Source organism: Rhodococcus sp. DN22 (assembly GCF_036669995.1).
In the GTDB taxonomy this organism is placed as follows: Bacteria; Actinomycetota; Actinomycetes; order Mycobacteriales; family Mycobacteriaceae; genus Rhodococcus_F; species Rhodococcus_F erythropolis.
Window position 1 is genome coordinate 884,780 of record NZ_CP133326.1, and the last position, 21,130, is coordinate 905,909.

The following is a 21,130-nucleotide window of genomic DNA, read 5'->3' on the forward strand; positions in this document are numbered from 1 at the left end:
CCCTTGTCCAACAAGGGGAGCGATACGTTCACGCGGGTCAGGTGAGGCGGAATTCGGACGTCACCCCGGAGAAGGGCGAAATCGCGCCGCTACCCCGAGCCTTCGACGCACCGAAGTGTTGGACTCGATACGTACCCGCCGGAGTATCGGCCGGAACATCCCACGTGATGCGAACGACGGAACCGTTGCTCCCGACCCGGCGCCAGTGCAGTTTGGTGGACCAGTCGTTGTCGTCGGCGACCCGTGTCCAGGATCCGCCGGTATTGCGCTGGATCTCGTAGAAGGTCCCGTTTCGGTGAGTGTCGTTCTTGGGGTGGCCGGTGACGAACTCGACGGCAACCTGCGCACCCGGTGAGCCGTCGCCGGGCTGGACGGTCGCATCGCCGAATTGTGTTCCCGGCAAGGGCTCGTCGAAGTCGACGCCAGGTCCGAAGCTGGGTTGGAACCCGGACAGGTCGGCCGGCGCGGGGCCGCGAGGCGGTTCGGTGCCGTCGCGCATCGCGGCTGCGAGAGCGGCGTACCCCTGTTGATAGGCCGGCAGTGTGTAACGGCCGAACATCGTCGAGCCGCCCTCGTACTGCTGCGAATCGTATTCCTGTGGCGTGGTGCAGTAGCTCGAGTACGAGTTCGCGTAGCCCTGGAAGATGACGTTCTCGAGCGAAACTCCAAGCTCCTCGGCGACGGTTCGACGCACTCGTAATCCGGAGACGATGGTGAATTCCGCAGGGCCACCGACGATGTAGAACTGGCCGATCCGCAGGATCTGGATCTTCAGTACGTTCGGCACCCATCCGCCCGGTGGCAACAGGCCGACCGGAACGACTACGAGCTTGGGGGCCTGTGCATCCTGAAGCCATTGAGGCACAGGAGCATCCATGCCGCCCAAGGCGTCGATCATGGGGTTTCGGGTGCCCTCGGGGAAGATCGGAATTGCAGGCCCGTCCTCGACGCTTCCGGCGCTCATTGCCGCACCGATCGCTGCCGGTGCAGTGCGGTGCTCGCGCCCGTCCGGGGTGAATCTTCCGCTCACCACCTGATTTGCCATGTCCAGGTACATGATCCGACTGTCGACACCACCAGTGACGGTTTCGGAGGCCGAGCCGAAGGCAGTTCGAGCCGCCGCAACCTGGCGCAGCCCGATGATGCGTGCATTCTCGAATTCGTCCTCGGTCGGTCCGCGTCCGGGCTCGAGGAAGAGGTTGGGTGACATGTCGCCGCTGTTGGTCTGCGGAAAAGCGGCAATGAAGCTGGTGTCGCCGTCGAGGTAACGCACACCCCGGTCGTCGTGCTCCCAGAAGTACGCCGCGGCGCCCTTGTTGTCCCCGGAGATGAGATGGTTCTCGTTCGTGAGCGAGGCGCAGTGGGTAGCGAACCAGTTGATCGCCCCGATGTCCTTGCTGCCCCGACTGATCCGCATGACACGCATGTGGTGATCGTTGCCACCGGGGTAATAGGCCTTGTCCTCTTCGGGATTGAGGTCGAACGCCACTCGCGATCGGTTGACGCTGGCATCGGTGAGATCGGACCGCCCGAAACGGACGGAGCCCGGCGCCAGGTTCTCGTGGGCAGCGCTGATCGCCTCGACCATGCCGTTGACCTCGGCTTCGAACACCTGCAGTTCGAAGCCGAGAACTGCGAGGTTGTACGCGTAGTTGTGCGAGGCCCCACCACATGCCGCGTGTGAATGGATGGCCGTCAACATGACGTTGCGTTCGGTGTAGATGTCGCCGAATTTCCCAGCCAGCCGGCGTAGGACCTCGTCGTGAACGGACTGGAAGATCATGCAGTTGTCGACGCACACGTAGGCGACCCGTGACCCGCCGGACTCGAAGATGAAGGCGCGTGCGCGCATTCGCTGGTGCAGTCCTTCGGCGCGTTGGTCGAAGCTCGAGTAGCCCATCATGCCGACCTCGGCGACCGGTCCGGTCACATCGGAGATCCCGACGCCCACCTGCAACGACGACGACTTGTCGGTACGTGCGGGTGAAACGGTGCGTGCCGGCGAAGCTGCGACGGCCTGGTTCGTCGACAGAGCGGCGAGCGCAGGTGCGGCGGCAGCGCCTGCCAGTACGGTGCGTCGGGTGATCTGCACGAGTGTCCTTTCGGGCGGTCTGACGCGAGTTGGTCAACCGTCCAGGAGTGTAGCCCGAGTCACACGTGACCGAAAGGGGTGCCGTCGGCTGACACTCAGATCGTTGTCGCCTCCCCGAACGTCATCGCCAGGTTTTTGATGGTCGTGGTCATCAGGGCCCGGCGGGGGAGTCCCAGTTTCCGAAGCTCCGCCGCCATCGGGTGACTACCCAGCTGAACCTCTGCTCCACCAGGGCGCGATTTGACGCCGGTCGGCGCCATGTCCCACGACGTGCACCTGGTTGCGCCGTCGAGATGCGAGTACGCGGCCAACGACATGTTGGCTCCGCCGCCAGGCACGCTGACGCCGGACTTCACACTCAACTGTGTGATGAGTTTGCCGTCGCGCGAGACGGATCCGCGCTTGACCGAGCCGACGTGCTCGGTGTCGAACTCGGCGAGCACCTTCGGGAATCCCCAGATTTCCCGGCCGGCGGCCTTGGTGAACTCTCCGTCCACCGGCAACTCGTGAATGAGTGCCCCTGCAGTTCCGGCAGCGAGCGAACGTAGATCTCCCAGCACCGAGGTTTCGGGAGGCGCAGTGTGGCTGCGCACCATGTACGTCACCCCGAATTCGTTGTACGGCCCTAGATCCCCATCGATGTAGTCGACAAAAACCAGGCCGCACAGCGCCCGGCCGGGACGGTATTGGAGCACGGTCAAGCCGGTGTAGTCGATGATCGACTGCGCCGTTGCGCTGGGTACCGAGTACAACGCCATGAAGGCTGACGCGGTGCGAACTTCGACGGGCATCTCGACCTTCTTGCCCAGAATCGTGTAGCTCATGGCGCGACCACCCCGCGGAGTCCGTCGGATCCGTAGACGGGTTCGAGCATCGAGCGGAAATCCGGTCCGCGGCGCAGCATTTGGCCTCCGTCGACGTTGATGATCTGCCCGGTGATCCAGGTGGACTGCGGTCCGAGGAGGAAGGAAGCGAGTCCGGCGACGTCCTCGACCTCGCCGACGCGTTCGAGCGGCGTGTTGGCCAGGTAGTCGTCCAGGATGGGGCCACCGTCGGTGATGAGCGCGACCAGATCCGTTCGGGTCAGCCCCGGGCGGATCGCGTTGACACGAATGTTGCTGGCGCCCAGTTCGTCTGCTGCCAACTGCACCAGGTGGTCGACGCCGGACTTCGAGACACCGTACGCGCCGAACCAGCGATGTGTGTTGCTGCTGGCGATCGACGAGATCGCGACGATGGATCCACCGCCGCCTGCCACCAGCGCCCGAGCGCCGTGCTTGATCGTCAGCATGGTCCCCGTGACGTTGAGGTCGACGGTGCGGCGCCACGCGTCGACGTCGAGTTGCGTGACCGGTGCGATGGTTTCGTTCCCGCCGGCGCAGGCCACGACTCCGTCGAGCTTTCCGGTGACGGAGACCGCCGCGGCAACAGCGGCGACGACGTCTGCCTCGATCGTGACGTCGGTAGGGGAGACGCTGACCGATCCTTCCGGACTCGACTGCCGGATCGATTCGGCGGCAGCTTCGAGTTTCTCCTTGTTGCGTCCGCAGATCGTGACGTGAGCGCCAGACGCAACCAGCGAACGAGCGATGCCCAGACCGATGCCACTACCGCCGCCGGTCACCAGTATCGATGTGCCGGTGAAAGTGGGTATGCCCGGTGAGGCGGTGTCGTCGTCCATGCGTGTCTCCTGGTCGTTGCTCCGGCGGGCTCGCGTGCTGATTCTGGAGGTTTTCCGGTTCGGCTTCGGTGAAAACGCCCCACGCTATATAGGAACAGGTTCTACTTATTGTGGCAAGGGTTGTGCGAGAGGTGGAGTGATGGCTACCAGACCGACCTTCGATTTGATCGACGGACGCTTCTACAGCGGAGACCTCGGGAATGTGCGCGACGCATACGCCTGGATGCGTGATCACGAGCCCGTGTACCGAGACGACGCCAACGGAATCACCGCGGCCGCGAGCTACGACGCCGTCGTCGCAGCCGAGCGGGATCCCGAACTGTTCTCCAACGCCGGCGGCATCCGCCCCGAAACGGGTCCGTTGCCGCAGATGATCGACATGGACGACCCGCAGCACCTCACGCGTCGACGCTTGGTCAACGCGGGTTTCACACGTAAGAAGGTCGAAGCCAAGGCCGGCCGTATCCGGGAGATCTGCGATCAACTGATCGACGCCGTCTGTGAGAAAGGAGAAGCCGACTTCGTCGCAGACCTGGCCGCACCACTTCCCATGGCCGTCATCGGCGACATGTTGGGTGTCCGTCCCGAGGAACGCGCGTTGTTTCTGCGGTGGTCGGATGATCTGGTGAAGGCATTGGGAAGCAACGCTTCCCAGGAGCAACTGCAGGCCATGATGGCTGCGTATGTCGACTTCACCACGTACATGATGCGAACCATTGCCGAGCGGAGGAGCGAGCCGGCCGACGATTTGGTGAGCACATTGATTCACAGTGCGGTCGACGGCGAGGCCCTCTCCGATCAGGAAATCGTCAACGAGTCCCTACTGATACTCATCGGCGGTGACGAGACCACACGGCACGTCCTGAGCGGCGGCATGGAGCAGCTGCTGCGCCATCCGGACCAGCATCGAGCGCTGGCCGACGATCCCGATGCCATTCCCTTGGCAATGGAGGAGATGTTGCGGTGGTCCTCGCCGATCAAGAACATGGCTCGAACCCTGACCCGTGACACCGATTTCTTCGGTGCGCAGTTGAAGGCAGGTGAGAAGATGCTGCTGCTCTTCGAATCGGCGAATTTCGACGAGTCCGTGTTCCTGAACGCCGAACGGTTCGATATCGGCCGCACACCGAATCCACACGTGGCCTTCGGCTTCGGAACGCATTTCTGTCTGGGTAATCAGCTGGCCAGGCTCGAGGGACGGATCATGTTCGAGCAACTCTTCGCCAGGCTGCCGGGAATGGCACTTGCCACCGACGCGCCGTTGCAGCGGCGTGCCGCCAACTTCGTGTCCGGTCTCGAATCGATGCCGGTGCGGTTTACCGCTTCGGCGCCGTCAGCCGGGTAGTTGGCAGTTGGGAGGCGCAGCATCTTCGGAGAGGGGGCTGCCCGCCGGATTGACGTAGACGACCTCGAGTACCAATGGTGTTGTCTGCGAGTTGTTTCCGATGTGCACATGATCTGAACCGCTCGGTTCGATCAAAGTATTTCCGGCGCTGTAGATCCCGTCGACGGAGCAATCGGATCGGTAGTGGCTCAACGTGCCCTGCGCGATCAGTGCGTAGAGCGTCCCGTCGTGGAAGTGCCAACCGGTGGAACCGCCGGGGTCGATGGTGATCTGACGCAGGATGTAGTCCTTGCCGTCGAAAGTTACCTGCCCGAGAATTTCACCGTGTACTCCCGTGCTCGGTGTTGCCGACGCATTGATCGGCGTCAGAGACAGCCCGATCGCTGCGGACACTGCAAGCAGAACCTGATGGCGTTTACGCATGAGCGGCCCTCCCAGACGGATGTGCTCCTGAGTGTCCTCCGTCGATGCCCGGTTTATCCCAGTTTTCGTGGATCCAGCACTGCGAAGGCAGAGGTATGCCCTTGAGAGGCGGTTACGCTCGTGCCATGCGGCAAGTCGCGACGAGGCGCCGGAGCCAGCCGCCGCCTGCGCGCTTCATGTTCGAGGCGTTGATCGATCCGTACCGCCAGCCCGCCCGGCACTGGCTGGAACTTCTCGAGAGCGAGATCGCACCGGAGATCGTCAGGGCTGAAGAACCGGAGTTGGTGATCTGGTCGTCGATCTGACCGGACCGCCCCGACGCCGTCATCCGATTCGACATCGAGGCGGTCGGAAACGGCACGATGCTGCGTTGGACGCTCTTCCTCGAAGATCCGATACCGTCGGAGGCGGAGGTCGTGCGGATGCGAAAGCGGCTCAACACCTTGATAAATGCGAATCTCAGGTTCAACTTCGGCCAGTAAGTTGGATCACTGCCGCATTACTTGGTGTCGACTCGGCCGATCGGGTCGGCGTTGTCGCTGAACGCGGCCCGGGCCGCTGGCCAGCTGGTCTCATCGATGCGCAACGCGGTCCGAAGGTAGGCAGTACTCATCCGTTGGATGGCGGCGACCCGCTCTGGGTTCTCGTCAGTGGTCTCGGCGACTTCGTATCCGACGATTCCGCCGAGTGCGTGCTCGGCACCGTAGAAGGTCAGGAGGTCGGTGGCTCCGGGGCTGTGCGTGTAGGCGTCGGTGAACCAGTCAGGTCCGCGGCTGGACATCTTGGACTGGTCGTGGTCGCCCGCGACGACGAGTGTCGGCGTCGTCAGTTCCTGGAACGAGGGGCGCATGAACGGGAAGTTCGCCTGCGCGAACGGATGCAGGTTCTCGCCGCCGAGACCGGTTGCTGCGAACAGGATTCCCGCGGTGACGCGGCTGTCGGACATGTCCTGGCCGACCTGGCCGGCCTCGTCGAAGACCCTTGCTCCGAGGAGCGACTGAGCGGTTTGCCCGCCCCAGGAGTGACCAGTGGCGGCAACTCGACTGCGGTCGATGCGGCCGGCAAGCCCGGGTACGGCAATTTCGATGGTGTCGAGCTGATCAAGGATGCGTGTGAGATCCGCGATCCTCTCGGTCCAGATCGTCGGGAAAACCGGGTGGTCGAACCCGAAACCGTTCCGGCGCGAGTCCAGATGTGTCGGCTGGATCACCACGAATCCGTGGGATGCCCAGAATGCCGTGAGTGGCGAGTATCCATCGAGGTTCCAGCCGTTGCCGTGGGAGAACACCACAACGGGGAGGTTCGTGCCTGCTGCCGGAGCAGACACACGTACTTCCAGCGGGACAGGTCGATCGGGGGCGAACAACTCGACGGGGGCAACGGAGACGACCGGGGTGCCGGCGCCGATGATGCCGTTCAGAGTGTCGATCATTGATGAGGTCATGGCAAGTTCCTTGCTGAGGCTGCACCCTGCGATACTGTTTATCGGAGCGTCGTTCCGCAACATTACGGAGCGGTGTTCCGTAATGCAAACATATGTTGTGAGTCAGCGAGGAGTGCACATGGCTGATGCCCAGGACGAGCAGTCGCGCGTCGCCTCTCCCAAGCAAGTCGGTCGCCCACGTCGAAGCGAGCAGGCGCTGCTCGACGCGGCGGCAGCAGTGTTCGTAGAGTCCGGAGTCGACGCTCCGGTGCGGGAGATTGCGGCGAAGGCCGGCGTCGGCATGGGGACGATCTACCGCCACTTCCCGACGCGCCCCGAGTTGGTGGTCGCCGTATACCGACACCAAGTCGAGGCGTGTGCGGACGCGGGCCCACAGATGCTCGCGGAGAGTGCAACGCCGGAGGCGGCTTTGCGGGCATGGGTGGCTTTGTTCGTGGAGTTCCTGGTCACCAAGCACGGGCTCGCCGGCGCACTGCAAGGAGACAGCGCCGGGTCCGACGCTCTGCACGCCTACTTCGTCGACCGCCTCGTCCCGGTATGTGGCTCCCTCCTGGAGGCAGCGCTCGAGTCTGTTGGCACTGCTTCGCGGGTCGATGCGTACAACGTGCTCAAAGGCATCGGGAACCTTTGTATCGGTGCTGGGTCCGATGCCCGGTACAAGGCCGAGGTCCTTGTACAACTATTCATCTCGGGCGTACTCGCGCGAGAGGTTCGTTGACGCTCGGCTCAGTCAGATCAACTCCGGATTCTCGGCGTACACCTCTTCGAGGATCGACATGTCGAACAGTTGGTCCGCCGTAATCTCCAGCCCCGCTTTCGACAGTGCCGCGATGTTCTGTTCGATCAGTTGGGGTGTCATCGTGAACAACCCGTTTGCTTTGGTATCTGCCGACACCACAAGATCGTTCTGTGCGGTGGCTTCCTTGATCTGCTCTTCGAGTTCCAGGTTCTGGTCCTTGCCGTAGACCTCGACGGCAAGCCGTGCCGACTCTGCCGGATCAGCGACCGCATCCTTCCAACCCTGGATCTCGGCCTTCAGGAATGCCTTGAGCTTGTCCCTCTCGTTGTCGATGGTGGACTGGAGAACCGTGAACGATTCGGCGACCAACGGCAGGTTGTAGTCCGCGAAGAGGAAGTGGGCGTTGGGGAAACCTTTGGCGGCCAGTGTGATCGGCTCATTGGTCACGTAGGAGACCCAGCCGTCCACCTCGCCGTTCGCCAAGGGGCTCGGATCGAACTGCGCGGGCACGATCGTCATCTGGCTTTCGGTCAGGCCGTTGGCTGCCAGGAGAGCTCCGAAGACGAGCTGATTGGAATCCTGGACGCCGATCTTCTTGCCGATCATGTCCTGCGGTGAGTTGATCGGTGCCGCAGCGGAACTGACAATCGCAAACGGATTCTTCTGGAACGTCGCCCCGACGATCTTTGCCTCCAGTCCGTCGAGCACAGCGGGGGCTGTGAGCTGCGGTGCGGACATTCCGATCCACACCTTGCCGGTGTCCAAGCCGGCTTCGACGCCGGTGCCGGCTGCGCCGCCTGCCACCAGGTCGACATTCCCGAACCCGGCATCCTTGTAGTAGCCCTTGTCGAGAGCGAAGTACTCGCCGGCGAACTCGATGTTCTTGATCCAGGACAGCTGCACTGCAACTGTTCCGAATTCGGAACCGTCGTCCGTGGTTCCGCCACTCGAACTGCTGGAGTCACTGCTACACGCGAGCAATGACGCACTACCGGCGACTGCAATGCCGGTCAGCGCGGAGTAGCGGAAGAAGGCCCTGCGGTCCAGCTGGCGGACGGGCTTGAATGGCGTCATGAATCGGAACACTAGGGCCAGTCGGTTTCGTTCAGTTTGCTTGGGAGAGAGAGTTTGTTGAGGTCGTGTTAACAGATGTCACGACTTGCCCGCCGAAGGACCGAAACGAGACAGAGCGATGCTTTCGAAGATCCCGACGACGGCGTAGAGGACGATCGACACCACGGTGATCACCACGATAGATGCCCACAATTCGTTGTACTGGTAGCGCGGAATGGCTTTGATCATGCTCGAACCCAAACCTTGACCGCTACCGAGCCATTCGCCGATCAGTGCTCCGATCAAAGCGCCGGGCACTGACACCCTAGCGGCGGCGAACACCGCCGGAAGTGCGGACGGTACGGACACCATTCGCAATGCGGTCCAACGACTCCCGCCGTACGCAGCGATGAGGTCTTGTGCCTGAGTTGGAGCGGCGCGCAGACCGACCATGATCATGACCAGGGCCGGGAAGAACACCACTATCGCAACCATGACCGTCACACCCACGATTCCGCGGCCGAATATCAGGACGATGATCGGGGTCATCGCAACGAGAGGAACAGATCGTAGAAGCATTGCAACGGGCATGAAAGTCTGTTCGACAGTGCGGGAAACGACGAAGATCGATGCCACCACGAGCGCGGCAGTCATTCCGACGGCAAAGCCGACACCGGCGTCGCGCAGAGTGATGAACAGGTTGTCGATGATGCCCGAACGAGCGTCGGCGGACTTAGGACCGGAGAACAGGTACTCCCAGACGTCGGCCGGCGTCTTTCCCACACGCGGGCCGACCTGGGGGAAGGTGTTGAGGAAGACCACCCAGATGACAAGCAGCAGTGCCGAGGCGATGGCAATCGGAGCGAGGAATCTCAATGTTCCTCGTACTGCAGTCATTTCTGTGCTCCCGGAGCGCTCGTCCACGGGGTGACGAGCCTGGCGATCGCTGCGACGACGGCGTATCCCAGGCCGGCGAGCAAGGCGGCGGCGATGGCCATTCCCCACGTTCGCGGGACGTTGTACGACGTCTGAGCGGCCGTGAGTGCGACGCCGATCCCGCTGTCCACCCCGCCGAGATACTCTCCGAGGATGGCACCGAGTACAGCCGAGGGTGCAGCAATCTTGAGGGCGGCAAAGGTACTCGGAAGTGCGCTCACCAGTTGAACTTTGGTGAACTTCTGCCAACGCCCACCGCCGTAGGCGGCAACGAGATCGAGACTCGTCTTGTCGGCCGATCTCAGGCCAGCGAGTGTGCCGACCATCGTGGTGAAGAAGCAGTACATCGCGGCGAGAAAGATCGTGGGGGTCCGGCCGCCGAAGACGACCAGGATGATTGGGCCAAGCGCCAACAGCGGTGTGCAGTAGCTCAGGATCGCCAATTGTGTGGCCAATCCCTCGATGGGCGGAATGAGGACGACAAGCACGGCAAGCGTGATCGCCAGCAGATTTCCCCAGAGAAAGCCCTGCAGCGCACCGGAAGCCGTGACGGTGAAATTGGGTCCGTACAGCGACCAACCGTCGTCGAACATCGTCGAAACAACCACCCACGGCGTCGGAATCGTACCTCCCGCAACACCGGCCGCCGCCAGAATCCACCAGAGAGCGATCAGTCCGCAGATGCCGACTGCACCGCCGAACCACGTTGGACGCTTCAATCGGATCCGGCGCGGTACAGATGGCTGCGCCGCCGCGGTCGCGACGTTCTCGATATCGGTAATTGTCATGCGACGCCTGCTTTTCCGAAGAGCAGTCCGGAGAGGTAGTCGTGGATCTCGTGGAACTCGGGTGTACGCATCATCTCGGGAGTACGCGGGCGCGGCAGGTCGATCGGCACGACTTCGAGGACGCGTCCGGGCCTCGGCGTCATGACGGCAACGACGTCGGAGAGGAACACGGCTTCGGCGATTCCGTGAGTCACCATCAACGTGGTCGCCGGTTTCTCGGTCCAGATCCTGAGCAATTCGATGTTGAGCCGTTGGCGGGTCATGTCGTCCAGTGCGCCGAAGGGTTCGTCGAGTAGCAGGACACTCGGCTTGACCACGAGCGATCGTGCGATCGACACACGCTGACGCATACCGCCGGACAATTGAGCGGGCTTGGCCTTCTCGAATCCTTCGAGGCCGACGAGAGCGATCAGGTCGGCGATCTGGTCGGGGTCGGGATCGATGCCGGCAACCTGAAGCGGCAGTTTGATGTTGGAGGTCACCGTCCGCCACGGCAGCAAAGCCGAATCCTGGAAGGCGATTCCGAGTTCGCGGCGCTTGCGTAACTCGGCGGGCGACTGTCCGTTGACAAGTGCTGTTCCCGACGTCGGAGTGTCGAGGCCCGCAAGGATGCGGAGAACGGTGGACTTCCCGCATCCGGACGGCCCGAGCAGAGACAGAAAGGAGCCTTCGCTGGTTTGAAGGGACACGTCGGTCAGCGCGGTCACCGACCGACGACCCATCTCGAAGGTCTTGCCGAGGCCGGAGATGTCGAGACCGGTTCCAGCGGGGCGAGGTGTGGTGACGGGACTGGTCATTCCCGCACAGTACGAACGTCCGGTTGCGGTCATGTTGCCTGCGCGTCACCGCTGCGTGAGGCTGGTTCGGCGTCTCCTGTCACAGCGCCGTGGTGAGATGGACGTCTGGACGGAGTGAGGGGAGCGAAGATTGCTGAAGTTGTACCGGGCCGAGCGTTCGGACACCTTGGTCTCGGCGTTGGCCACGCTCCTCCGTACACCGCTGTCGGATCCATTCGCCCGGGAAACTGTTGCGGTGCCGGCCAAGGGCGTCGAGCGTTGGCTCAATCAGCGGCTGTCCTCCCAGCTAGGCACGTCCGGACCGTCAGCAGTGGACGGAATTTCTGCGAACATCGCGTTTCCTTCACCCGCGCGCCTGGTCGCGGAGTCCGTGGCCGCGGTCAGTGGAATCACGGCTGACGACGACCCATGGTCGCCGACGCGATTGGTGTGGACGGTTCTCGACGTGATCGACGAGTCCCTCGGCGAGCCCTGGTGCGGAGTCCTGGCGAAACATCTCGAAGGCCATCGTGAAGGTCGACGGTTTGCCTCCGCCACACATGTCACCGAACTCTTCCGCAGTTATGCCGCGCAACGCCCTCAGATGCTGATCGACTGGGCCGCCGGGCGGTTGACCGACGGACACGGATTGGCGCTGTCGGAGGATTTCGAATGGCAGGCACGTCTGTGGTGCATCGTCGCGGACAAGATCGACGTTCCGGGGCCCGCAGAGCGACTGGGGCAAGTGAGCCGCGCGCTGGTCGAGGACCCGGCCTTGGTCGACCTACCGGAACGCCTGTCGGTCTTCGGGCCGACTCGGCTGCCGGTCGATCAGCGAATGATCTTGAGCGCACTCAGTGCGAATCGGGACGTCCACATCTGGCTCCCGCATCCCAGCCCCGCGCTGTGGACCAAGATGAGCTCGCGCATACCGCCTCGAAGTGAGAGCACGATCCGACGTTCGGAAGACGGGTCAGCGCTGATATCCGCCAATCCGTTGCTGTCGAGTCTTGCTCGCGACGTTCGTGAACTTCAGATCAGCCTCGGTGCCGCCGAGTTCGAGTCGGTGCATCTTCCCGAACCAGCCGGCCCGAAATCCCTCCTGGCGACGGTCAAGGCCGATGTCATCGCAGATCGTGCTCCCAGCGTTGCAGCGGAACCGGATGGGACAGTTCAGGTCCACGCTTGCCACGGGCCGGCACGGCAGGTCGAGGTGCTCCGCGAATGCCTGCTCCGATTGTTCGAGGACGACCCGACATTGCAGCCGCGCGACGTACTCGTGATGTGCCCGGACGTCGAAACGTACGCACCTTTGGTTCGTGCTGCATTCGGGCAAGGCGTCCATGGCCACCCGGGGCATCTCCTTCGAGTAAGGCTGGCAGACCGCGGATTACGTCAGACCAATCCTGTCCTGGCCGTTCTCGGCTCTCTCCTCGAATTGGCCGACGGCCGGGCTACAGCCAGTGAGGTTCTCGACCTGGCAGCGACCGAGCCTGTCCGCACACGTTTTTCGTGGGGCGACGACGAGTTGGAAAGACTGCGGGAATGGACGACGGAAGCGGGTGCTCGCTGGGGAATCGGTAGTCGGCAGCGTGCCACGTTCGGTCTCGATGCATTTCCGCAGAACACCTTCAACACCGCCATGGACCGAATCTTGTTGGGGGTCAGCGCGGACGAATCGGAAAATGCCTGGCTGGATCTCGCGCTACCACTCGATGACGTGGACGGCACAGACATCGACCTGACTGGACGTTTCGCAGAGTTCGTCGATCGCCTGGCAGTCTCGCTTCGCGATCTTGCCGGCCCACATTCGCCGGCCGAATGGCTTCGTGTGCTGATGCGGGCCCTGGATCTGCTGACCGACACTGCGCCCGCCGATTCCTGGCAGAGCGCGGGGGCCCACCGCGAACTTGTAGCTGCTGTCGAATTCGGCGGAGAGACGGTGTTACGTCTGGCCGATGTTCGCGCGATGCTCTCGCGCAGCCTCGCGGGCAGACCTACGCGTGCCAACTTCCGAACCGGCGAACTGACGGTGTGCACGATGGTTCCGATGCGTTCGGTACCGCATCGCGTGGTCGTTCTGATCGGACTCGACGACGAGGTGTTCCCTCGAACCGGTGGAGTCGACGGCGACGACATCTTGTCCCGTGATCCCGTTGTGGGGGAGCGCGATCTGCGCAGTGAAGACCGGCAACTGCTTCTCGATGCCGTGATGTCTGCGGGCGAGCATCTGATTCTGTTGTATACCGGTGCCGATCCGGTCACCGGTGTCGTCAGACCACCGGCGATCCCCCTCAGTGGCCTTCTCGATGTACTCAGTGCGACGGTGGGCCCGGAAGCGATTAACGGGGTGCTGACTCGACACCCGTTGCAATCGTTCGACAATCGAAACTTCTCGCCGGATCAGCCGTTCAGCTTCGACACGGCAGCGCTGGCCGGTGCCAGGGCTGCTGCCGGAACACCGATCGAATTGCCGACAGTCTTGTCGGCCAAGCTACTCGAGGTGCATCCGAAGGAAGTGAACCTTGCCGACCTGGTGAACTTCCTCGTACACCCCGCCCGTGGTTTTCTGCGCCAACGCCTCGGCGTCCGGGTACCGGAACTCGACGACGACATCGCGGATTCGCTGGCGACCGAGCTCGATCCACTGTCCACCTGGGCTCTGGGTGACCGGATGCTTCTCTCGCGCTTGGCTGGACGCAGCTCTGCGGATTTCCGTGCAGCCGAGTGGCGCCGCGGTACTTTGCCGCCCTACAACCTGGGCGCCTCGGTTCTGGGCAACGTCGAGTGGGTGGTAGACCAACTTGCCGGTCTTGCATTGCCACACCTCGAGGGCGACTCCGAGGCTGTCGACGTCGACATCGACCTCGGTGACGGGCATCGTCTCACCGGAACGGTAACCGGTGTGCACGGCAATTCAGTGGTGCGGGCGTCGTATTCCTCACTGGCGCCTAAACATCGGATGACGGCCTGGATCAACCTGCTCGCCTTGAAAGCACACGGCCGACCCGGTGCGCTCGATGCAGTCTCCATCGGACGGGGTCGGGGAAAGATAGCAGCGGCACGATCGGTGCTCGATGCGCCAGGCAATGCGGTCGAGATCCTGCAGCAACTGGTGGACCTACGCGAGCGGGGGCTGCAGCGTCCGTTGCCGATGTGGGCCGCTACTTCAGCCGAATACGCGCGTCGACGCTTTGGTGGCGAGTCGGTCGACGATGCGACAAACGGTGCGGACACCCAGTGGACCGGGCAGTACGGCGAGATGATCGAGCCGAGCAACGCTTACGTTTTCGGAGAAGCTCGAACACTGGCGGAGTTGGCTGCGGATCCGCCGTCGGACGACGAATTCGTCTGGGCCGAGGAACCGACTCGATTCGGAGTTCTCGCCCGACGACTGTGGGATCCGTTGCTGACCAACGAAAGAGCGGAGTAACCCGTGGACTTCGACCTTTTGGGGCCACTACCGACCGGCACCACGGTGTTGGAAGCGAGCGCCGGAACTGGCAAGACCTACGCGATCGTCGGACTCGCAACCCGTTGTGTTGCCGAAGGTCTCGCTGACATTTCGCAAGTTCTGCTGGTGACATTCAGCCGGGCCGCCACTCAGGAACTTCGTGAGCGTGCCAGGGAGAGGTTCGCCGGAGTGTCCGCCGCTCTGGTCGACCCGGAGGCGGCGAGGCGGTCGGATGATGATCTGGTGGCGTACCTCGCGACAGCTGACGACGAGGAGATCGGCGTGCGGCGTCGTCGACTCCTGCGCGCTCTCGCGGAGTTCGACGCCGGCACCATCACGACCACCCACAGTTTCTGTCAGAGGATGCTCGACGGACTCGGCATCGCCGGGGAACGCGAACCGGACACAACTTTTGTGGAGTCGGTCGACGACCTGATCAGTGAGGTCGTCTCGGATTTGTACCTCAGCCGCTACAGCCGGACGGACTCGTCTCCACCGTTTTCCACGAAGGACGCGCTGGCGATTGCCCGAAGCGCAGTCGGCGATGGTCAGGCAATTCTCGAACCCGACGGCGAGGAGGAGACCGCTCCCGGTCAGCGAGTCCTGTTCGCGGCGGCTGCTCGTCTCGAGGTCGAACGACGTAAGCGGACCAAAGGAATTCGCGACTTCAACGATCTGCTGACGCTGTTGCACGGTGTATTGACGGATCCGGAATACGGCCCCGTCGCGTGCCGTCGGGTGCGCGAAAAGTTCAAGGTCGTGCTGATCGACGAGTTCCAGGACACCGATCCGTTGCAGTGGGACATTCTGCGGTTGGCCTTCCACGGTCACACCACCCTGGTCCTGGTCGGTGATCCCAAACAAGCCATCTATGCGTTCCGCGGGGCAGAAGTCCTGAGTTATCTCGATGCGGTCAATCAGGCGGATGCGCACCAGGAGTTGACCACCAATTGGCGCAGCGATCCAGGGTTGTTGGCGGCACTCGAACACCTATACGGCGGCGCCGCACTGGGTAACGAGGGCATCGTCGCGCATCCAGTAGAGGCTTCGCACAAGAAGTCTCGGTTGTCCGGCCCGGTGCCGATGCGTGTACGCCATCTGCCGCGTACCGGAGCCGGACCGCTCAATCGTTCGGGATTTCCGGCCGTAGGCAGACTTCGCAGTCGCGTCGCGGACGACGTCGCAGCAGACGTGGTCGGACTGCTGGGCAGCGATGCCCGCTTGGCAGTCGACGGTGATCCGCGCCCGGTCGAGCCGGGAGACGTCGCGGTATTGGTGCGCACCCACAAGCAGGTGGCGATGATTCGCGATGCCCTCGATGCCGTAGGTGTACCGTCCGTATTGACCGGCGGTTCCAGTGTTTTCGCGACACCCAGCGCAACACAGTGGCTGTGGCTGCTGCAGGCGATCGAGCAGCCGCACCGGTCTGATCGCGTCCGGTTGACCGCCCTCTCTCCGATTTTCGGGCGCACCGCCGAAGAATTGGACCTCGACGGCGACAACGTCGTCGCGGAACTCGCGGGTCAACTGCGCTCATACTCCGGGTTGTTCGCGCGCGTCGGGTTCGCGGCCGTGTTCGAAAGGATCTCCGCCGAAACGAATCTGGAGAAGCGTGTACTCGCGGCCCCGTCCGGCGAACGAGATTTCACCGATCTGCGGCACGTCGCACAACTTCTCGGCCGCGTCGCCACCGAGGAAGCGTTCGGGTTGAGCGCATTGGTTCGCTGGCTCTCCGATCGGATCAAGGACCCGACGTCCGGGAGTGCCACCGACAGAAGCCGTCGCCTCGACAGCGATGCTGCCGCTGTACAAATCGCAACCGTGCACGCCACCAAAGGGCTCGAATTCCCGATCGTCTACGTCCCGTTCAGTTGGGAGAGCGTAGGCGGCTTCAACTCTCCGACGCAGTTGTTGCACGATCCGGATGGGCGCCGCATCCTCGACGTCGGTGGGCAGGAAGGCCCGGGGCACAACGCCAGAAAGACTGTTGCGGAGGCTGAAGAAGCGGGCGAAGAACTGCGGCTGCTGTACGTGGCGCTGACCCGGGCGCAGTGCCAACTAGTGCTCTGGTGGGCGCCAAGCTACGGGACCTCACGCTCGCCACTGCACCGGTTGATGCTCGGACGTACACCCGGCATCGCCGAACCTGCTCGGGTAGTGAAGGTGCTCGACGACGGTACAACCGCAGCACGACTCGCGACGTGGCCGGCAGCAGCTTCCGATGTGATCTCGGTGGAACCTGTTGGTCCACATCCACCGTCGCCCGTCCAGTGGTCCGGTGCAGCCGCGAACGTGACCGAACTGGCCGCGGCGCGTTTCGATCGAGACCTGGACACTCTCTGGCGTCGTACGTCGTACTCGGCACTGACCGCCGGAGCTCACCACGCGGTCACGAGCACCGACAGTGAGGTAGAGGATCCCGAAAAGGACGACGAGCCAGAGGATTCCGTAGACGTCGGGACCGTCACCCCCTCGCCGCTGGAGGCGTTGCCTTCACCGATGAACGGTCTTCCCGCGGGCGCCGCATTCGGCACGCTGGTGCATGAAGTGCTCGAGGTGGTGGACACTGCTGCTTCAGACCTGAGAGCGGAACTCGGTATACGCTGCGCGGAGGCGGTCTCGGTTCGGGCGGCCGAGGTCGACTCCGGAGCACTCGCGGATGCGTTGTTGCTGGTGATGCAGACTCCACTGGGATTCGGAACCTTGGCCACGATCGCGCCGAAGGATCGTCTTCCCGAACTCGATTTCGAACTCCCACTGGCCGGTGGCGACGATCCGGTGTCGATGAGTGTCACACTTCGCGGAGTGTCGGAACTGTTGAGGCGCCACCTTCCCCCGGACGACATTCTGGCGTCGTACGCCGACCATCTTGACCGTGTCGAGACATCACCGATGCGTGGGTTCCTGACGGGCAGTATCGACGCCGTCTTGCGGATCCCGGGCCCGTCGTTCGTGATCGTCGACTACAAGACAAATCGGCTGGGCCGCGGCGATCTGACGGCTGCCAACTACACGCGCGAACTCATGGCGACGGAGATGATGCGCTCGCACTATCCATTGCAGGCACTGCTGTATTCGGTTGCGCTGCATCGGTATCTGCGGTGGCGACTGCCCGACTACGATCCGCATCGCCATCTCGGAGGCGCGCAGTATCAATTCGTGCGGGGGATGCTCGGCCCGGACAGTCCGCCGGAATGTGGTGTATTCGAATGGAAACCGCCTGCTCAGCTGACGGTTGAACTATCGGATCTGCTGGCCGGTCTTGATGCGTCCCACACAGTAGGGGAGAAGATTCGATGACCGAGGCGCAATTGGCGCAGCGCGCCCAAGGGATCGTGCGAATCTTCAATGAAGCCGGGGTTCTGGTTGCCGCCGACGTTCATGTCGCGACGAGAGTGTGCAGCCTGGGCGGTGAAACTTCCGAAGAAGTGATGCTGGCCGCGGCGTTGGCAGTTCGGGCCGTGCGATCAGGTTCGGTGTGCCTCGATCTACGACGGATGCGCGATGTGAGCGTCGACAATGCGACGGAAGACGAACTCACGTCGTTGCCGTGGCCCGAACCGTCGGAGATCGTTGCCGCCCTTCGGCTGAGCCCTCTGGTGATCGGCGGCAACGCCGGACCGCTCAGGCCACTCCGGTTGGTCGACACGGACGACGGTGAGCTTCTCTACCTCGATCGGTACTTTCTGCAGGAGCAGACGATTCGGCGAGTGCTCGACGAGCGTGCGTCCACGTGGCCACCCGCCGACCTGAAAGCGGTCCGAACGCGCCTGGATTCGCTGTTCGTAGACGAGAACGGGCCGACCACCAGCCCTGATCGTCAACGGATAGCCGCTGCTCTCGCCACGACACAGTGGACGACGGTCATCGCCGGTGGGCCCGGAACCGGCAAAACCCATACGGTCGCACGTATTCTCGCTCTCCTGTCGGAGGAGCTGGGTTTGAATGCTCGCATCGGGTTGGCCGCACCGACGGGCAAGGCCGCAGCACGTCTGCAAGAGTCCGTACGTGAGCAGACCGCGAGCCTTGGCCTTCCCGAGGAACTCGCGGCCATGACCTTGCACCGGCTACTCGGTTGGCAGCGGGGGAGTTCGAGTCGTTTCAAATACAATGCGACCAACAGACTTCCCTACGATGTGGTCGTCGTCGACGAGACGTCGATGGTCTCCCTCACCTTGATGGCGCGCCTGCTCGAGGCCGTTCGCCCCGATGCCCGGCTACTGCTCGTCGGCGATCCCGATCAGTTGACCTCCGTCGACGCCGGCGCTGTTCTTGCTGACCTTGTCGCCCGCCCGGTAGAAGTCAGTAGAAATCCGGCGCTGACACAGTTGGTGGGTGACGATCTCACGGCCACCGGTTCCGAAGAGGCGCTGAGTGCGGATGAGCAGGATCGTCTGCGGGGCGGGATCATTCAACTCTCACGCGGGCGCCGCTTCGACGGAACCATCGCGTCGTTGGCCAGGGCAGTTCGAGCGGGAGATTCCGCTGAGGTTCTGCGCATCCTGCGTAGTGGCGATCCCGCAGTCTCCTTCCATTCTCCCGAGGACGTTGACGCATTGCGCGCCGATATCGTTGCGAGTTCAGAGGTGGTGACGAGGTCGGCCGAGGAGGGTGATGCGATCGGCGCCCTGAAAGGCCTGGAATCGCACCGCCTTCTGTGCGCGCACCGTGACGGACCGTACGGTGTCGGGCGGTGGGCGCAGCAGGCGATGGAGTGGGTCGGCACGGCATCAGGGCAATTCCTGGATCCGACGAGGTGGTATCCGGGCCAACCCCTGTTGGTGACGGCCAACGACTACGAGGCCAAGATCTACAACGGGGATGCCGGGGTGATCGTGCAGCGTGAGGATGGCGTTCCTATTGCCGCATTCCAGCGGGGGAGTGATGCGTTTCTGATTCACCCGAGCCAACTCTCGTCGGTGCAGACCGTTTACGCGATGACGATTCACCGGAGCCAGGGCAGCCAGTACGACACGGTATCGGTGATGCTGCCGGCCGAAGCGTCGTCACTACTGACCCGGGAGTTGCTGTACACGGCGATCACTCGCGCCAGAAACCATGTGAGGGTAATCGGCACGGAGGATTCCGTGAGGGCGGGAGTTCAGCGACAGGTGCTCAGGGCAAGTGGGCTGCGTCGGGAGATCCGTCCGTACGACGGGCCGTAAAAGTCGGATGTTGCGGATTCTCTTGGTCATTCGTTGTATACGACGAACACCTTGCGCACGGTCTCGGTGACCGTCCACGTACCCTTCCATCCGATTGGGAAGATTGCACTCGTACCGGCAACGAGATGTACGGGATCGCCGTCGTCCTCCTCGACGGTCATGGCGCCGGAGACGATGGTGATGATCTCGCCGCGGGTGAGGAACTCCCACCGCGACTTTCCCGGTTCGCTCTCCCAGACTCCGGATTGAATGCGGCCGTCGTCACTGGTGAACTCGACATCTGCACGAGTGATGATGTCTCCGCCGAGTGGCTCTGCACTGGGTTGGCCGAGCAGTGCTTGCTGGAAGATCCCACTTGCGCTGTTCAACTCTGCGGCACGGAAGGTAATGGTCACAATTCAATCCTGACTTTCGAAACTCATGTGAATCATCGGACTTGTCGATGATGTCGTGTGTCTGCTGGGTCGGGATAGGTTCACTTGTCGCATCTTTCGGCACTTCGCTCGTACAGATGTCGAAAGTGCGATCGGCCACCATTCAACCGGGGTTCAGAGACCCGGCTCGCGCCGAAACGTGACCGAGCCAATGGCAAACGGCCCCGCGTCGGTGATTTCGAACGAGGGTGATCGGTTGTGAGGCCTTACGTGGTGGACGCTGTCAACGAGGTGATGAAGCGCTCGGCTGCCGCGTCGACCTCGGCGTCGGGGGTGAGCAACCTCTGCAGCAACAGTCCTCGCAGACATGCGGTTGCGATGATGCTCTGCTGCTTTGCATCCACCACTGTGAATCCTTCGCGAAGTGCTGCCGCTTCGAGGAGGTGAGCCAAGTCGTCGAGGTCGGCGGCGAAATCTTGAAATGCTTTGTGCTCGTAAACCGCAAGTCCGGCCAGGTGAAAAAAGGTGCGGCTTCGATCTTCATGCTCGGCGTTCGAGTAGAAACTCCAGATCGCCCTGCACAGGGCCGCGAACCCGAGATCCTTGCCCATCGCGGCTATGACGAGGTTGTCACGGCGGCGCGCTTCCGACAGTACGGCGCTGAGCAGACCTGGTCGTGATCCGAAGTGATAGGTCAGAAGCGTGTGGTGCACTCCGAGTCGCTCCGCTACTTGGCGCATCGACAGCTTCGGACTTGGGCCGGTTTCACCGAACTCGTCGAACAGTGCTTGTAACAGTCGCTCTCGACCCTCCCCAACCGGCGATCTCACGCTACCTCCATTGACGGGTTCACCACTGTT

17 protein-coding genes are annotated in these 21,130 nt (G+C 62.8%); 6 read left to right on the forward strand and 11 right to left on the reverse strand.

Going from position 1 to position 21,130, the window contains the following annotated elements; genetic code table 11:
- Positions 1–37: 37 nt before the first annotated feature.
- From RA302_RS04065 to RA302_RS04075, 3 genes are all read right to left on the reverse strand, one after another.
- Positions 38–2,092, reverse strand: coding sequence for a neutral/alkaline ceramidase (locus RA302_RS04065; RefSeq protein WP_166501831.1), 2,055 nt, complete (start codon positions 2,090–2,092; stop codon positions 38–40).
- A 95-nt stretch (positions 2,093–2,187) separates the two neighbouring features.
- A complete protein-coding gene (locus RA302_RS04070; RefSeq protein WP_007734116.1) occupies positions 2,188–2,916 on the reverse strand; it encodes an acetoacetate decarboxylase family protein in 729 nt (242 codons plus the stop codon).
- A complete protein-coding gene (locus tag RA302_RS04075; protein ID WP_030534755.1) occupies positions 2,913–3,773 on the reverse strand; it encodes an SDR family oxidoreductase in 861 nt (286 codons plus the stop codon). Before RA302_RS04075 ends, RA302_RS04070 begins: the two co-directional genes overlap by 4 nt.
- A 139-nt stretch (positions 3,774–3,912) precedes the next feature.
- Here RA302_RS04075 and RA302_RS04080 point away from each other — a divergent pair, with 139 nt between their 5' ends.
- Positions 3,913–5,118, forward strand: coding sequence for a cytochrome P450 (locus tag RA302_RS04080; protein ID WP_166501832.1), 1,206 nt, complete (start codon positions 3,913–3,915; stop codon positions 5,116–5,118).
- Here the strand turns inward: RA302_RS04080 and RA302_RS04085 are convergent.
- Positions 5,107–5,541 (reverse strand): cupin, encoded by a 435-nt coding sequence (locus RA302_RS04085; RefSeq protein WP_003945598.1) that lies wholly within the window; start codon positions 5,539–5,541, stop codon positions 5,107–5,109. The two genes, RA302_RS04080 and RA302_RS04085, sit on opposite strands and share 12 nt — an antisense overlap.
- A 125-nt stretch (positions 5,542–5,666) precedes the next feature.
- Here RA302_RS04085 and RA302_RS04090 point away from each other — a divergent pair, with 125 nt between their 5' ends.
- Complete coding sequence (locus RA302_RS04090) at positions 5,667–5,846, forward strand: hypothetical protein (RefSeq protein ID WP_225320272.1); 180 nt, start codon at positions 5,667–5,669, stop codon at positions 5,844–5,846.
- A 194-nt stretch (positions 5,847–6,040) separates the two neighbouring features.
- Here the strand turns inward: RA302_RS04090 and RA302_RS04095 are convergent, their stop codons facing one another.
- Entirely contained in the window at positions 6,041–6,985 is a 945-nt protein-coding gene (locus RA302_RS04095; protein WP_047890337.1) for an alpha/beta fold hydrolase, read from the reverse strand.
- Between the two features lie 118 nt (positions 6,986–7,103).
- On the opposite strand from RA302_RS04095, the gene RA302_RS04100 reads away from it, so the two are divergent.
- Complete coding sequence (locus RA302_RS04100) at positions 7,104–7,703, forward strand: TetR/AcrR family transcriptional regulator (protein ID WP_029254470.1); 600 nt, start codon at positions 7,104–7,106, stop codon at positions 7,701–7,703.
- Between the two features lie 12 nt (positions 7,704–7,715).
- Here RA302_RS04100 and RA302_RS04105 read toward each other — a convergent pair whose 3' ends face one another.
- The 4 genes from RA302_RS04105 to RA302_RS04120 all read right to left on the reverse strand — a co-directional run bounded on the left by RA302_RS04105 (position 7,716) and on the right by RA302_RS04120 (position 11,331).
- Positions 7,716–8,798 carry an ABC transporter substrate-binding protein gene (locus RA302_RS04105; protein WP_020968444.1) on the reverse strand — a complete coding sequence of 361 codons (1,083 nt, stop codon included), beginning with the start codon at positions 8,796–8,798 and terminating at the stop codon, positions 7,716–7,718.
- Positions 8,799–8,876: 78 nt separating this feature from the next.
- A complete protein-coding gene (locus tag RA302_RS04110; RefSeq protein WP_166501833.1) occupies positions 8,877–9,674 on the reverse strand; it encodes an ABC transporter permease subunit in 798 nt (265 codons plus the stop codon).
- Complete coding sequence (locus RA302_RS04115; protein WP_003945560.1) at positions 9,671–10,501, reverse strand: ABC transporter permease subunit; 831 nt, start codon at positions 10,499–10,501, stop codon at positions 9,671–9,673. The genes RA302_RS04110 and RA302_RS04115 overlap by 4 nt, the downstream gene beginning before the upstream one ends.
- On the reverse strand, positions 10,498–11,331 hold the full coding sequence (locus RA302_RS04120; protein ID WP_020906250.1) for an ABC transporter ATP-binding protein: 834 nt from the start codon (positions 11,329–11,331) through the stop codon (positions 10,498–10,500). Before RA302_RS04120 ends, RA302_RS04115 begins: the two co-directional genes overlap by 4 nt.
- Positions 11,332–11,428: 97 nt before the next feature.
- On the opposite strand from RA302_RS04120, the gene recC reads away from it, so the two are divergent.
- The 3 genes from recC to recD are packed head-to-tail and all read left to right on the forward strand — an operon-like array spanning position 11,429 to position 19,896.
- Positions 11,429–14,710: an exodeoxyribonuclease V subunit gamma gene (recC, locus tag RA302_RS04125; RefSeq protein ID WP_166501834.1), complete on the forward strand. Its 3,282-nt coding sequence runs from the start codon at positions 11,429–11,431 to the stop codon at positions 14,708–14,710.
- Between the two features lie 3 nt (positions 14,711–14,713).
- Positions 14,714–18,031: a UvrD-helicase domain-containing protein gene (locus RA302_RS04130; protein WP_166501835.1), complete on the forward strand. Its 3,318-nt coding sequence runs from the start codon at positions 14,714–14,716 to the stop codon at positions 18,029–18,031.
- Positions 18,028–19,896: an exodeoxyribonuclease V subunit alpha gene (recD, locus tag RA302_RS04135; RefSeq protein ID WP_205907425.1), complete on the forward strand. Its 1,869-nt coding sequence runs from the start codon at positions 18,028–18,030 to the stop codon at positions 19,894–19,896. The genes RA302_RS04130 and recD overlap by 4 nt, the downstream gene beginning before the upstream one ends.
- 26 nt (positions 19,897–19,922) lie before the next feature.
- Here the strand turns inward: recD and RA302_RS04140 are convergent, their stop codons facing one another.
- A complete protein-coding gene (locus RA302_RS04140; RefSeq protein ID WP_007734139.1) occupies positions 19,923–20,291 on the reverse strand; it encodes a cupin domain-containing protein in 369 nt (122 codons plus the stop codon).
- 245 nt (positions 20,292–20,536) lie between these two features.
- Positions 20,537–21,100, reverse strand: a complete 564-nt coding sequence (locus RA302_RS04145) for a TetR/AcrR family transcriptional regulator (RefSeq protein WP_029254476.1) — start codon at positions 21,098–21,100, stop codon at positions 20,537–20,539.
- Positions 21,101–21,130 lie beyond the last annotated feature (30 nt).